Source organism: Nostoc sp. (assembly GCF_036917635.1).
Lineage (GTDB): Bacteria > Cyanobacteriota > Cyanobacteriia > Cyanobacteriales > Nostocaceae > Nostoc.
This window is the reverse complement of the sequence record NZ_JBALCW010000047.1, coordinates 16,614-31,396: the sequence shown is the minus strand read 5'-3', so window position 1 is coordinate 31,396 and position 14,783 is coordinate 16,614. Positions and strand designations below refer to the sequence as shown.

The 14,783-nt window shown below is 39.7% G+C and carries 11 protein-coding genes and 1 pseudogene; all 12 read right to left on the bottom strand.

Annotated features, from left to right (window positions below; genetic code table 11):
- Positions 1-80: 80 nt before the first annotated feature.
- Entirely contained in the window at positions 81-923 is an 843-nt protein-coding gene (gene hpsJ-B / locus V7K32_RS12960) for a hormogonium polysaccharide biosynthesis protein HpsJ (protein ID WP_334993753.1), read from the bottom strand.
- 421 nt (positions 924-1,344) lie between these two features.
- Positions 1,345-1,992, bottom strand: coding sequence for a TIGR04282 family arsenosugar biosynthesis glycosyltransferase (locus V7K32_RS12955; protein WP_334993751.1), 648 nt, complete (start codon positions 1,990-1,992; stop codon positions 1,345-1,347).
- A 32-nt stretch (positions 1,993-2,024) separates the two neighbouring features.
- Positions 2,025-2,267 (bottom strand): hypothetical protein, encoded by a 243-nt coding sequence (locus V7K32_RS12950; RefSeq protein WP_442938731.1) that lies wholly within the window; start codon positions 2,265-2,267, stop codon positions 2,025-2,027.
- Positions 2,268-2,437: 170 nt separating this feature from the next.
- Positions 2,438-2,773: pseudogene (locus tag V7K32_RS12945) on the bottom strand (prepilin-type N-terminal cleavage/methylation domain-containing protein); the annotation flags it as partial.
- Positions 2,739-3,818 carry a glycosyltransferase gene (locus V7K32_RS12940; protein WP_334993749.1) on the bottom strand — a complete coding sequence of 360 codons (1,080 nt, stop codon included), beginning with the start codon at positions 3,816-3,818 and terminating at the stop codon, positions 2,739-2,741. The pseudogene V7K32_RS12945 and the gene V7K32_RS12940, both read right to left, overlap by 35 nt.
- 2 nt (positions 3,819-3,820) lie before the next feature.
- Positions 3,821-4,813 carry a hormogonium polysaccharide biosynthesis glycosyltransferase HpsE gene (gene hpsE, locus V7K32_RS12935; protein ID WP_334993747.1) on the bottom strand — a complete coding sequence of 331 codons (993 nt, stop codon included), beginning with the start codon at positions 4,811-4,813 and terminating at the stop codon, positions 3,821-3,823.
- A 24-nt stretch (positions 4,814-4,837) separates the two neighbouring features.
- Positions 4,838-5,797, bottom strand: coding sequence for a hormogonium polysaccharide biosynthesis glycosyltransferase HpsE (hpsE, locus tag V7K32_RS12930; protein WP_334993745.1), 960 nt, complete (start codon positions 5,795-5,797; stop codon positions 4,838-4,840).
- 185 nt (positions 5,798-5,982) lie between these two features.
- Positions 5,983-6,669 carry a pilus assembly FimT family protein gene (locus V7K32_RS12925; RefSeq protein WP_334993743.1) on the bottom strand — a complete coding sequence of 229 codons (687 nt, stop codon included), beginning with the start codon at positions 6,667-6,669 and terminating at the stop codon, positions 5,983-5,985.
- 37 nt (positions 6,670-6,706) lie between these two features.
- A complete protein-coding gene (hpsC, locus tag V7K32_RS12920) occupies positions 6,707-7,729 on the bottom strand; it encodes a hormogonium polysaccharide secretion pseudopilin HpsC (RefSeq protein WP_334993741.1) in 1,023 nt (340 codons plus the stop codon).
- 462 nt (positions 7,730-8,191) lie between these two features.
- Positions 8,192-8,944 carry a hormogonium polysaccharide secretion pseudopilin HpsB gene (gene hpsB / locus V7K32_RS12915; protein WP_334993739.1) on the bottom strand — a complete coding sequence of 251 codons (753 nt, stop codon included), beginning with the start codon at positions 8,942-8,944 and terminating at the stop codon, positions 8,192-8,194.
- A 30-nt stretch (positions 8,945-8,974) separates the two neighbouring features.
- Positions 8,975-13,639 (bottom strand): hormogonium polysaccharide biosynthesis protein HpsA, encoded by a 4,665-nt coding sequence (gene hpsA / locus V7K32_RS12910; RefSeq protein WP_334993737.1) that lies wholly within the window; start codon positions 13,637-13,639, stop codon positions 8,975-8,977.
- A gap of 713 nt (positions 13,640-14,352) precedes the next feature.
- Positions 14,353-14,721: an endonuclease domain-containing protein gene (locus tag V7K32_RS12905; protein WP_334993735.1), complete on the bottom strand. Its 369-nt coding sequence runs from the start codon at positions 14,719-14,721 to the stop codon at positions 14,353-14,355.
- Positions 14,722-14,783 lie beyond the last annotated feature (62 nt).

The window sequence follows — 14,783 nt, the reverse complement described above, 5'->3', positions numbered from 1 at the left end:
TTGTTATTAGCTATTAGGCGCATGGCAGTATCAGCCGTCAATAATTTTTGGATACCTCTTACTGCCATGCCAATAATAGATTAGCGTGCAGCTGCTCTAGGTTTACTACCTTGTACAGCACCCCTACCTCTTAAGCCTGTCCAACCGATGATAATGTAACCAATCGACAACAGCAAACTGCTAATCCCAATCCGCAGCCCAGACTTCCAAGCAGTATCTTTAGCTTGTTTCTCGGCTTCGTCTCTGCGCTGGCGAACTTGGCTCAGTTGTTGAGTTCGCAGCGTCTGAATATCTGTTTGTTGTTCAATAGCTTTGTCAAGTAATTGGGGATTTGTTTTAGCCTTCGTCAGCAAATCTTTGATATTTGCGGGAATTTGAGAGCTTTCAAGCGCTTGCTTATATTTTTGATCGTCTTTGAGGATTTCACTAAACTGAGCTTTGGTTTGGGCTCGCAGTTGATCTAGTTGAGCTTTTCCTTGATCAGTATTGAGTTGTGCTTGCAATTGCGAGAACCTATTGTTGAGTTGAGTTTCTGCCTGATCTGCTTCTTGGCCAATGCGATTAAGTGTTTGAGTCTTAGCTTGATTTACGTTATTAAGGTGCAAAGGAAAAATCAGCAAGAACATCAACCCTAAAATACTTGAGAGGATGACGGCGGGAAATCTTAAATCGATCCCTTGGGGGCGATCGCTTGCTGCATCAGCACTATCAATCCAATAGGCAGCAAACAGCAGCCCCAAACCGACTAGAGGCACAATTCCGCGATCAACTAGCGCTGTTGCCAAGTTGATTTGCCATACCCTATCAGTCGGTTGAAAGGGTAACAACAGAATGAAAAAGTCAACGAAAAATGACAAAATGCAAATTATTCCAACTACCTTAAGTGTGAGGGTAGTACTCACGGAAGTAAAACGGTTGACCATAGTTTTTTGAACTGGCGGTGAATACGAGTGATTTTCATATTTCAAGCTACTTGAATATTGTGCCTATGACCGTGACTCTTGTATAGAAACACAAAGCAGATTCAATATTGGTAAAGGCTATCTGCCTCTTGGTTTTCAACTAGGCCAGAGTAACATTTGTTATGTACAGTGTCTTCAGGAAATTCTTGGTGTTTTAAGATACGAAGCTAATGCGGCGCTGGGGACTACGGCTTATTGATTACCTCACATATTGCACCAAGCGACTTCCAGTCACAGCTACACAGACAAAACCCGCCTACGCGGGTTTCAAATTCTTGATTTTACATTAGTTTGCGCCAGTAAGTGCCTTAGTTTCTATACCTGTGATTTGTAATCGCCAAGGCTAAGTGCAATATCTGAGTTACTATCTTCCTCATCTCCCTCATCCTCCCACCTTTCCCTCAAGGGCTTGTTCCCAAATCGGCAGATCCTCCGGTCGGTCAACATCAGCTAAAGGTGACAAGTTCACATGAGATAAATTAAGTTTCTGGGCAATGTCCACGGTTTTCTGGAATACTTGAGCAGTTCCCCACTCGATGTTAACGAATAACTCCGGGATGGGTTGGCGCAAGCCAATTAAGTAATATCCACCGTCGATCGCAGGACCAAGTACTAAATCAAAGGTGTGTAACTTCTCAAAGGCTGTCTCTAGAATCTGGGCATTGACTCCAGGACAATCTGTACCGATGATAATTACTTTTGTTGCATCAGATTCAAAAGCCTCGAAAAGCGATCGCGCCATCCGCGAACCTAAATCCCCTTCACCTTGAGACTGGTAAACTAAATCCAAGCCCAGCCAGTCTTGCATAAGTTGCAAATCGCCACCTGCAAATCTCACTTCCACAGATATGGCAATGGCTTTTTGCAATTCTTGAACGTGAAATATTGTATGTTCAGTCATTTCCCGTTGAAGATTGGCAGCACCAACAGTTCCCAAAGCAGGTATCAGTCTGGTTTTAGTCTTCCCTGGTTCTGGATAGCGAGTAAAAATAATCAGGTGCTGTTTTGAGCTTGTTGGTAAGTTCAGCACACAATACCTTATTTGAATAAACTAAAAATATCTTAATAGCAATACTTATCGTTTTCGGCTGTGGCATGGTCTTTTTCCATTCGCATTGCCCCTAAAATCGTAGAAACAACAACACAACGTTTAGCTTTACCACCATACTTGCTTGATAGTGTTATCCGTCCTAGTGGCGGTTGTCTGACATTACCTCTGTGATCAAATTGGATTTGTCTGATGCCATTTGACTCTGAGAGGGTTGTTTCTTCATCTAAGCGCACATTAGAATTTAGATCCCACATTCCGCACTTCAAAATGTATTATCTATCTTTTCAATAAAAATTCCTAATAATGTTCAAATTATTAAGTATTAATATTGAATACCATTGGCGATTTATGTTGTTGATTTAACCATTTTTTTCCACCTATGGGAAATCTACGCATATTACACGATGAAGTGCGGAAAGTCGGTTAGATTATTCCAGTTAGCGTCAGATGGGTTTACTGTAGCAGGATGAACCGCCCATTGAAGAATACTGTTTTGTTGGCGAAAGCTAGCTTGCCAAGTCAATTTTTCCTTACTAGCTTGGCTTTGGGCTTGGCGCATAGCATAATAAACCTCGTTTTGGGCAGTGTTGAGGTGGCGAGTCTGCACAAAACCTAGCCAGTTGGCTATTGCCAGCGTGGCTAATATACCAATTAATAAAACAACTACTAAAGTTTCTAGTAGGGTAAAACCACTATTGGAGTCTTTATTCAAGAGATTTTTGGAATTAACTAGAAACAGTAACTGCACCCGAATATCCATTTTTGTCTTCTAATCGCTTTTTAACTACCCAGCCGTTGAACAATGTTTCAGTTTCTGGCCTTTTTACTTCGCCGTGGTTAGTAATATTGTCTAGCAACGTAGGCACTATAAAGATTATGAAAATTTTCAGTGAAAGTTTTAAGGTGAAATTTATATTCTGAAGTCTTGAAGGGTCATAAAAAAAATACTTCCACAAAAATATAGCAGCTGCTAGACCTTTTTTTTTGTTAAATGGCTTTTGTAGCGCTTTACAGGTCAAGTATTTGTATAAATTTGCTAGGCTTATATTCCAATTATGTTTTAGTGTCGAACGGGCAAAAGCGTGTCGTAAAGCGTGCTTTTCCTTGTAAGCTCTCTTGAGTACTTGCAAGCAGGATTTTTCCTGTCTGACAAGATTGGAAGAAACTGAATTAGCACTTATGCGATATAAGATTTGTACAGATGGCACACATATAAAATCAAACTTAGAAGCTAATCGCAGCCACATATCCCAATCCTGAGCCGCACTTAGAGATTCGTCAAAGCCACCTAATTTAATTAAAGATTTTCTACAAATTAAAGGATTGGAGCCATTCTCAAGAAAGTTATTTAACAATAAATTTTCATCAACATTTCCATTTAGATTAACGCGCTTGCCTGAAAGTATAAATTTACCATTTTCATCAATATAATCAGTCCAACTGTAAGCAACTTTTGCACTAACGTTTTCTTGCAAAGCTTTTAACTGAGACTGAAGTTTATCAGGTGTCCAAAGATCATCTGCATCTAAGAAACTAACAAATTCTCCAACTGCAAGATTTAGTCCTCGGTTACGGCTGACGTTACCGCCAGCATGAGGGTAAGAAAATACTTTTATTCGTGAGTCTTTAATTTCTGCAATAACTTCTATTGTTGAGTCTTGCGAACCATCATTAATTATAATTAATTCTAGGTTAAAAAAAGTTTGATTTAAAACAGATTTAATTGTATGACTAATAGTGTTTTCACTATTATAGGCAGGTATAATTACAGAAATTTTTGGTAACCTTTGGCTGGATTTAATCATAACTATAAAGCCATTTTATTTTTTAGTACTCTGCCTAAATTACATTTTAAGTAGTAAAAAGGACTCATCATACTAGCCAAATAAAACTCCATCTCAAAAACTGTAATTAGATTATTTTTAAATTGCCCTCTATACTGAATGAGATGTTGTAATACTCGGCGTAAATTTCCTAAGACAGTTTTTACAAAAACTATCGGTTTTTGCCACTTTTTAGTATTTATCAAACGTAGTTGGAAAATACACAACCCACAGCCACGTGCCAAAGTTAGGAGGTAATCTTTCTCAAGTCGCCAATGTGGTATTTGATGATAAGTATGCATGGTAGGGTTATACCAAATTGGCCAGCCTGCATAATGTATATAAAGTAATGGTTCATAGTCATCACCCTGCACCAAAATACCAGGTAACTTACCACTTAAATTAGGTCGTTGTGGTACATTTTCAAGCCATGCTTTTTTCCTGACAACAAGCGCTGCACCAGGAGGAAGCCTTAATTTGTCTGCATCAAATAAATATGGATTTGAGCCATGTTCTCTGATAGCTAAAAAAGCTTGAATTTTTTCAAAATTCTCTGGCGGCTTTACTTCAAAATCACCATGAATTTGTCCACTCCAAGCCCCTGCTTCAGGATGCTGCAATCCAAAGCTATATGCTTCTGATAACCAATCAGGTGCAGGTAAGTTATCATCATCTAAAAAGGCGATTAGCTGCCCTCTGGCTTCACGCACTGCCCGCAGTCGGGCAAAAGCTGCTCCCTGTTCGGTTTCTAAAAAATATCTTAAATTGCAGTTTTCCTGATATATTTTTTGGTAATTCTGGATGATTTCAGATGTGTTATCAGAACTATTGTTATCTACAATAATAATTTCCCAGCTAATTTGTTCTACTCCTATCTGGCTTAAGAGTTTATCTAAAATTTTAGGTAAGCGAGTTGCTCCATTATATGCAGGAATGGCTACGCTAATATCTAAACTTTCAACTGCTAATTCGGTCATACATAATACCTAATATTTGATAATTTATTTTTTAAAATATCCATTTTTCCAAAGATAAAAAGGGCTAATAAAACTACTTAAAAAAAGCTCCATTTCGCAAGCAACTACCAAATCTTGCTTTAGCTTAGTTCGATATTTGAGTAAGTGTAAAATGATTTTACGCAGGTCATTTATCATATAAGTTAAAAGAGCAACTGGTCTATACACATGTTTTATATTTACCATTCTAGTTACATAACGGCTAAGTCCAATACCTCTAAAAAATGGAATTAAATAGTCTTTTTGTAACCGGAAGCCTGGGATTTTATGAAAAACTTCCATTTCAGGGTTATACCAAACCTCCCATCCTGACTTTTGGATATAAGACAACATTTCTAAGTCTTCACTGGTCAGCATATTGCCTTTAACTCTACCGGTTAAAATAGACTTATCTGGTACACTTTCTAACCAGGCTTGTTTACGGACAACAAGTCCAGCAGATGGGGGTAGTAATTTTTTAGCTGCTTCATATAATAGCGGTAAATTACCTCGCTCTGTAATTGCCAAAAATGGAGCAATTCGCTGAAAGTTTTCTGGTGGATCTACTTCCCAGTCAGGGTGAATTTGGCTCCCATAAGCTCCCGCATTCGGATATTTTTCACCAAAAGTATAAGCTGCGGATACCCAATTGGATACTGGGTAGTTGTCATCATCTAGAAAACCGATGAATTTACCTTTAGCTTCTGCAACTGCCCTTTTTCGGGCATAAGCTGCTCCCTGTTGCGCTTCAAAGCAATACTTTAAAGGGTAAGGACACCGCCAATTTTGTTGAGTTTTTTGAACAAGTTTAGCTGTGTTATCAGTGCTGTTGTTGTCTACAACTATAATTTCCCAAGATAAATTTTCGGTGTGAAGTTGGCTTTGTAGCCGTTCTAGTAGTTCAGGCAAACGACTTTCACCGTTATAAGTTGGAATAGCTACAGTAAAGTCAAGGTTTTCAGTCATTTGACAAAAGGAATATTTTGACTAGGACGCTTTTATCTGCTCAACCAATGGCTAAGTTATCAGCGACTCTGAAATAAATCTATCAAACATTAAAACTGTACCTGATGTTTTAATTTTGCGATCAATGTGCAGTTTTATATACAGTATTATTACGTATTTTTATAAAAAATTACTATAAAAACGACTTAATCGCAGTTGGGGGAGCCTTTTGCTGCGATCATTGAGCCTAAAAGAGTTCTCACAATGACGCATCGCTTTACGCTACTAGCCAATGTAGAATTTGTAGAGCTTGGTACTGCTACCACTATTTTTAACCCAGGTGGCTCTGTTGCACCTGTTGGAACTGTTCCAAAGTTTGGAGTTGGTAAAGTCAAAGCCCCCATATAGTCAAAGGTAATTTTTGTTGGCGTACTTGAAGGAGGGTAGGATACAGGAGAATTAGTAGTAGAATTGGCAGTATTTTCGCCACTGAGATTTGCACCTAGCAGTAATTTATCAGAGCTAACGCCTACATCCACCCCTAAAGGTTTCCATGTAGGGCTTCCAGCATTGGTATTATAAACAGCAACCTCTACATTTTGGGTTGTGGGATTTTTCTGAAAGCTGACAGTGTAGCTAAGTTTTTTGTTTTTAGCTTCGCGCTGTGCTTCTTGCAGTGCGGCTAAAACAGCATCGTTAGCCTTATTTACCTTCTGTCTATTTACAAAAGCAAACCAACTAGGAGTTGCGATCGCACTTAAAACTCCGATCATCACCACTACTGTAAGCACTTCAATTAAGCTAAAACCAGCATCCTGTTGAGAATGAAGCCGCTTTTTGATGTTTTGATTACACATCCTAGTGTGGAATAACTTGAAAGTTAGGTTGCCCATAATGCCCCATCATTAGTTGTGCTGTGTATTATCAAGTTTATTTTGTAAATAAATATCCACGTCCCTGCACGCGGACATTTGCAGTTGGAAAGTAAGTTTGGTTATTTGAAGAGTAATCAAAATTGCTAGTTTGCAACCGAGCTAGTGCATTGCCTCGTAAAAACACCTGTGCTGTCGTGTTGGCAACATCAACGCAAGTATAAAAGCCCATAAAACTACCTGAGTTAAGCGTTCCAGTGGGGCAAGTAAGAGTTGTCGAACCAATAGAGGTTTGATCGATATAATCAATTAGTACTACAGGTTGTTGAGTGTAAGCTGTTGAGGCTGTTTTCCATGAATTCATTTTCTCCTTTAGACCTGCGGCACTTGGTAAATTTAGGTTAAAACGCTGAAAACCTGGATTGGGGCAGTGGCTGGTGTCAGTATACGTATCATTCGGATAGTCAGTACCACAATTACCAGTAGTACCAGTAGTAGTACCACTAGCACCGAGAACTCCATCGTTAATTTCAAATCTGGCAATCCGAGCCGCATTTGACCAAGTAGTACTACTATCTTTGATTAAATAGTAGGCAACTAAGGAGTAAACAAAAGTGTCATCTGTTGTGTTTGTTGTAGTGCTACTGGAAAGTGTAATCGCACCTGTGAGAAACTTGCGTTTCCAAAACACGAGAATTGGTTTACAAGTAACAGTAGTATTAGAAGAATCACAAATACCAGCTTTTTTAACAGGGGGTATTTGGTCTTGAATTCCTGAGCTTGCTGGGACAGTGTTTGAATTGGTAGTCAGTGCTGTTTGATCGTATATGTAGACAGCTTGTTGTAAATCATTGGCAATGTAATCAATTGCTGTCTGGATTTCCTGTTCAGAATTTGCCTTTGCTTGCTCCTTCTGATCTGTAGTGAGAATATTAACCATAAATCCTAGTAGTGGTGTAAGCACGAGGAATGCCAGCAATAAGGCTACCAAAAGTTCTATCAGGGTAAAACCATTAACTTGCTGAACCAATTTAGAGTGTTTCAGCTGAATGCTGAGAAGAAATTTGAGTCCATTCTTCATAACTACGGTTTGTCCCTTATTGATAGAAATAGATATAGCGGATGGTGGTGTACAGTTATAAGTAAGTCGGCGCAAATAATCATCACTGGTTTGTAGTTGCGCTAAAGCGCAAGACAGCGCAACTACGAGCCAAATATAGAGATTTTACTTTTCGTTACATAGTTTGCTTTTTTCTCGCCGACCTACTTACTATGTATTCACAAGGTTAACGATTACAGTTAACTAAGTAAGTGGGCGTGAAGAACTAAAGATTTGTAATAAGGGCTTGAAGCCCTTGACAACTTTACAGGACTTACGCAAAAAGGTAGTGAAAGCCCTGATTTCCCGTAGGGGCAATTCATGAATTGCCTCTACATTTCGTACCTAATGCGTAAGTCCTACTTTATATAGAGCATATAGAGCGATAAATCGCTCACTACGAACAAAAGTTTAGTTATATCTTTCAACCTCACTGCGTAGGAATTAATTACAAGTGTTGTTACTAGAAGAAGGAGTAGTACTAGCAACAGCAAGACGCTGACACAGAGCATTGAAGGAAGTGTTTTTAGAAGCAATTACAGTGGTCATTTCCACTAGTGGAGATTGGATATTGCCTAAAGTCCCAGTGAAAGTGTTTTGTCTTTTCTTGTTACTACTGTCGCTAACATTGACAGTTTTAGTAAAGTCAATATCTGACCGATAAACTCGAATTCCCAAACCGTAACCATCGATTGGTTGACCTGTTGTAGTATTAGTTGGAGTACTTCCTGTTGCTATAATTTTTACAACCTGAATGTAAAATAGGTTGGTTGTGTTGCTTGTACAGTTTGGGGGACTAATAGCTAGGTTATTGTTTGGATCTTTTGTCACGCAATATAAATATTGCGATGTTGATGTTGTAGGAACTGGCATATTTGTGGTGGTAAGTAAATTGTCAGCTAAACTCCTGCTTGTAACGGTTGATTGAGGCAATGTAATAGTGATATTGGTATTAGTGTTAGCGGGATCAGGGGTAGTCACTGCTCCGGTTTTAACACCATCAATGAAAGTTCTGGCAGCTTGTGTGGCTAGTTGCACACGTCTTGATTGGACGCGAGTTGCTGTTGCAATTATGATTGTAGGCGCGATCGCTGCCAGTAAAATAGCAACCACGATTATTGCTACTAGCGACTCAATTATCGTGAAACCAGACTCACTAGATGGGTGACTTACTTGCTGTTGTTTGTGCTTAATCATAGTTACTCACCAGTTTCTAAGAATTAAAGATTAACTACAGCCAGAGGTAGGACGTTGATCGGCATCGATGGCATTAGTACTGTCTGAGGCTTTTTTGGCACACAACAATGTTTGCACCCATGTATCATCTCGACCAACTTCTCGGAAGTACTCATTGGGTTTGTTATCTGGCGTTATCGCTAACTTTTGCGAAAATGCATCTGGGGATTGCGACAGCAAGGCGACATCATAACCCCACTGCCGATAGGGAGGCTGGTAAAAAGGTACTCGCCCACCGTTATTATTAATCGGATATGTTTGGAGAGCTGAATTAGTTAAGAATGCTGCCAAGGGTGCAGTAGCATAGGCACTACGAGTTCTTTGGATAAAAGAGCCGTTAATTGTAGCTACAACAGCATCGGTTCCGGCGCCAGTTGGGTTCCAATTTTCTAATAAGCGGACAAAGTTGTGTAAGCCACCATTATCTTCTGTAGGACGAGCTGGCGTGTCTGCCCCTGCTGCGGCTAAGTTAAAGGTGGTAACTGTTGCCCATTGTAGCCAATTAGAATTCTGTTGGCTGCCAGGACCCAGTACGTCACTTGCATTTTCATCACTAGTGCTGAAAGCAACTTTAGTTTGTAACACTGGCGATAACATTGGTTGGCTTTTTGCAGTAGAAGATGCTGTTAGTGTAAATGTTGGCGGATTATTATTACTGTTGTTTGATTGGAACCATAGAGCATTAGCTTTGGGATCTGGACTACTAGAACTAAAATTACTGAATGGAAATGAAGTTATTTTCCCACCCTTGATACCTATAATGGTTGGTTTATTACTAGAATCAAGCGCGAGTTCTGCATTTGTATAAGTTGTTGGAGATGCTGGAGCTGCTGGAGGTGCTCCCCTTGTTACAGGATTTGATATTGTCCCACGGAGAAAGGCAACACGCCGAGCATAGCGTAGATATTTAGAATTAGTCGGTGATTGTGCTGTTGTACCTGCTAAATGGGTAGTCAGAGAAAAAGTCTGTCCAATACTACCAGTAGCATCCGAGGCTCTTAGACCTGCTGGATATGCAGTAACATCACCGGGTAGTGCTACCCACCAATCAGCACCCGGATCGCAAGCTGAAACAGGTAGTTTCGGACATACTTCCATTAAATATTCTGGTTTTAAATTACTTGTATCATTTATCCTTCGCTGGATGGGTGTAACAAAGTTATTCAGGTAAGAACTACCTTGAATACTACTAAGTGTAGTATTAAAATCTTTGGGCAAGCCATCACTACCATACCAAGCAGCATTGATGACATTGGCGTTGTTGGTAGCAAACCCATTGTTCTGAAATGCGGTAATAGAATTAGTATCACCCAAGTTATTATTTAGGTCATAGTCTCCATCACTGCGGTAGCTCAACAAATTAAAGTTATTAGACAAAAGTGTGATGGCATCTGATAATACACTGGCAGGTCGCCAGTCGTCCCCAGTGGTACAGTTTGGTAATCTAGGGTCACCAGTACGACAAGCAAAGTTTGGATTAAAGTCTGATGAGGTTGCACCGCGAGAGTAAAAATTGCCCCAATCACTAGCTACAGCTGTATTAAACTCTTGTTGGGTATGTACATTAAAGTCGCCTTTAATATATACAGGTAAATTAGAAGCTAGAACCAAGCCTTTTTCTGCATCTCTGAAAGTCTGAACACGCCAGATTGGGTTGCCATTGATTAACATAATGGCGTTGGGACGACGAGTTGGGTCAAGTTTGAAGTCTACAGGGCTAGTTGTTTTTTGTGCATCTGGGCCATTACTAGAACTGGCACTTAAATCCAAAAGTGCATCATCACGAGTAGCGTAAATAATACCGCTATTGGGAATTAAGTATTCTTGCGGTGTTGCTGTGCCATAGCTCTTTCCCCGCAACAGATTAATGTCTAATACAGTGGCACGAATTTCTAGAGGTTGCCGATTATCTTTGGCGAGTTCATAGTCTGATGCCGAGGGAACGGCAGATGGATCTGGTACGTTTGCTACTGTCCCAGTTCCATCTCCATTTACACCATCAGCGTTGGTGAATGTTTCTACACCCAGTGTTGATGCATCTTTATGAATTGCCTTAATCTGTCTGGCATCTAAAAAAGCAGTTTCGTAAATTGCGCCGTGAGGGATGACGCTATTACTTGGAGAGCCGATGGTACCATCTAATATTTGGATGGCACAAATAGCAGCATCAATAGCAGACTGCTCTGAGAGTGTCCGAGAGGAAGCTGCTTTTGGCAGAGCGGTTCTCAGTATTTCATTTACCAACCGCCCATTCGGATACCTTAAACTACCTTGGTAGGTTAGTAAAGCTGAATAGTCAGAAACACCCTTTGTTGGAGCTGCGTAGACAATACCATTATGGGAGTTGCCACCCGTAGTATTGTTATATGGAAGAGTTGTTAGATTCTTAGCTGTAGTGCTACTAGTGGGGTCGTAATAACTACTTATACAAGCAATGGGTGTAGGGGGTGTAGGGGTTGCACCAGTGTAGCTGTAGCCACTAGCTTGGTAGTGATACACTGCTGTAGCCCGCATCCGTAAATATGGTTGATTTAATAATACTTGAATTGTTGTGTAGTCAAAACCGCCTATTATACCTCTAGTATCAGCGCTTATTCCAACGGTAGCTGTTCCCGAAGGAACTGGCATCATATCTGACCAGATTCGGGTTCCAGCTGCGGCAAAACTTGGACTACTAACAATCAAATTACTAGGCAAATAAATTCCTGCACCAGTGACTACCCGTAAGCCGCCCACCGGAGAGCTTACAGTAGTTGGTACTGTAGCTGCTGCTGATTCCCAATCTCCATCTCGAACAACAGTTCCTAAATCAGCTAGTTGCTGTACACGACTGCTGCGAGTGCGAGCTGAGGTTGACGTTGACGGGGCATCCCAGTTAATACCTGTAATATTTTGGGTATCTTTGGTAGCATCTGGACCAACAAATGTCGTTCCGTTCCACCACAATGCAGGTAGGTTATTGCCAAGCAAAATGCGATCGCCAATGTATTGTTCTTTACCTAGTTGTTGTTGTGTAGCTGGTTGTGTAGCACTAGGTAGCAGGTTAGAACTACTAATGTTAAGTGTTAAATTGGAATAATTAGTTTTAGTTTTACCATCATTAGGGTTAAAGGGATAAACCCAAGTGTCTGGTGGACGAAGTGACTTACCACTTCCTTGTAAGACTGTACTAGTCGTATAATCTATATTAGTCGTAGGATTTATTATTCCATCTGCACCAAAAGCAACTTCACCATAGGGTACACGGCGGGTACGTTGTTGAAAGTAAAGTGTTAACTGGTTATTACGGACACTAGTTAGTTGCGCTGTAGTGGCAGTAGCTGTAGTTAATTTTAATAGTTGTAGTTGCTGTGTAATGCCGTCTTGGACTTGTTGTGGGTCAGTAGATGCAGCGTTAGCCATCTGTGCTTGCACCAAAAGATTGATGCGATTTACATAAGCTAGGCTATTGTAGGCAATATTATTCGATCCCTCAGTGACTGATATGTTAGTGCTAGTATTACCATTTTGACTAGGAGTAACTCCTTGTCCTTGAAATAAATCCACTAGAGTACCGTTACTTGCATTACCAGTGAAACCACCAGCTGCTAAATTGCCACCTACAATAATTTTGGCATTATCCTCACTGTAGAAACAGGAATTTTGACTACTAACCTGATAAAGTTTCACATTATTGCCACCAGTGAGGAAGTTACTATTAGTCAATATCCGTCCATTTAGATTAAATTTGGGACCAGGGGTAAGTTCTATATCATCGTTATAAACCACCGCATTGTTAACTAGCGGTAGTTGTACACGGTCTTGTTGATATTCTAAACTTGAAAAACCTTTATTCCCTGTAAAAGTTTCGTAATTACCAGTTGCTGTTGTGTTAGTAATGGGAACATTAGCAGTGTAGACAAAAAAGCTTTTTTGGAGCTGACTAGCAATACTAACCCAGCCCGTACTCCCCACCAAAGTAGCACTTGTTCCCTGACTATTTTTACAAGTGCTGCTTATACTACCAGAAGTCATGGGTGGAGTTCTTGCCTCTAGAGGATTTCTAGGGCGGCTGTATGTGCCACTAGTTATAGGCGGAGTTCGGAAGTAAATTCCATAAAGAGTATAGGAGTCAAACTTCCCATTGTTATTTGTATCAATGGGGAACATCCATGCAGTTGTCATATCTGCTGGCTGATTTGTTTCTCCTGTTGGTAGAGTTGTATAGTTATAATGTAGTTTTAGTGGAGTTTCGTCTCCAAAAGTATATTCAGGCAAATTAGCAGCACTACTTAAGGTACTCTCTAAAACTTTATCTGAAGGTACGGCTCGTGGTAGTCGGCTATCATTAAATAGCTTGTCTAATTTTGCCCTAGCTCTATCAAGGGCTGGTGCTGCGGCGTTAAGTACAGACTGATTAACTCGGACATTACTGGCATTTTTAGAGCGTTCAAAAGAGCGAAATAAAATGGCGGCTGTCAATAATACGACTACTATTAATACCATTGATACTGTCGGCAATAAAAACCCAGCGTTGTCTGATCCGCGTCTTTTTCGAGTGCCGAAAACAGCCCGTAGGAACCAAATAATTTGCTTGTTAATTGCAGATAAAAACTGCTTGCTAATTTGCTGGAAGGTTTTTTTAATTGCCTTGACTAGCTGAGGTTTTCGAGACATAGCTGCTTCCCTGTCAACTGGTTTATAGCGGATTTTTTACTTTTTCATACATCTTAAACTATGCCTGCAAAGGTTTTTTATAGGCAGAGAGTGAGGCTATATTTATTTAATTACTACATCTTGTTTCACTAACAAAGTAGTTATAATAACAGACAATTTATTAAAGTTATACCATTGATTAAGTGTTAAAGTTTATCCGGTAAATACTGATTTTTTGATAATTATTTAATCAAAATACGAGAAAGGTAATAGCATAATTTCACAGTAAATTTGCGGAAATGTATCTTATCTAAAAGCAAATTTATGAAGATGTTGTTAAGAGAGTAAGCTTATAATACCCATCTGTTAAAGGAAAGATATCAGTTAGCTGCAAAATAATTAGATATAGGGGTTTTCAGTTCGGTGCAATACTGTCAAAAGCTCACCCTATCTTGACTTTAATCCCTCTCTTTAGTAAGGAGAGGGACAGGTTTTGCATAGTATAACCAGGGTGAGGTTTTCTTGGGCTATTCGATAAACCGTAAATTGCGTCGAGAGAGACTTGTGTGTACACGGTAGCTGCTTTCATAAGCAGAAGGGCTGGGGGTGAAGTTGAACTACTAAGTAAGTGGGTCAAAATATAAAACCTCACCCTCAATCCCTCTCCTTAGCAAGGAGAGGGAAGCTGGAGGCAGGGTGAGGTTTTATCTTATTATTTAATTACGCCTACCTACTTATCCCCTTAAATTTCGTATATTCTGAGCAATACTTTCCAGCACCGCAGGCAAATTAGCATACACATGATTATTCGTAAATCTAATAAACTTAATTCCTGCTGATTCAATAAATTCTTGTATTGCCTGATTATATTCAGCAGCATGTTCTTGAAAATGGCTTTCGCCATGAATTTCTATAGCTAACTTTAATTCAGAACTATAAAAATCTATAACAAATTTATCCACACTATATTGTCGGCGAAATTTACAGTTTTCCAACTGTCTATCTCTGATTTTATCCCAAATCATTTTTTCGGCTTTTGTTATATTTTGGCGTAAGTGTCGCCTTTTATCTATTTCACTATTTTTGTTATAAAGTTTAGTCATTTTTATTTCAAATTCCAGTCCCCTCTCCTTTATAAGGAGAGGGTTAGGGTGAGGTCAAGAGA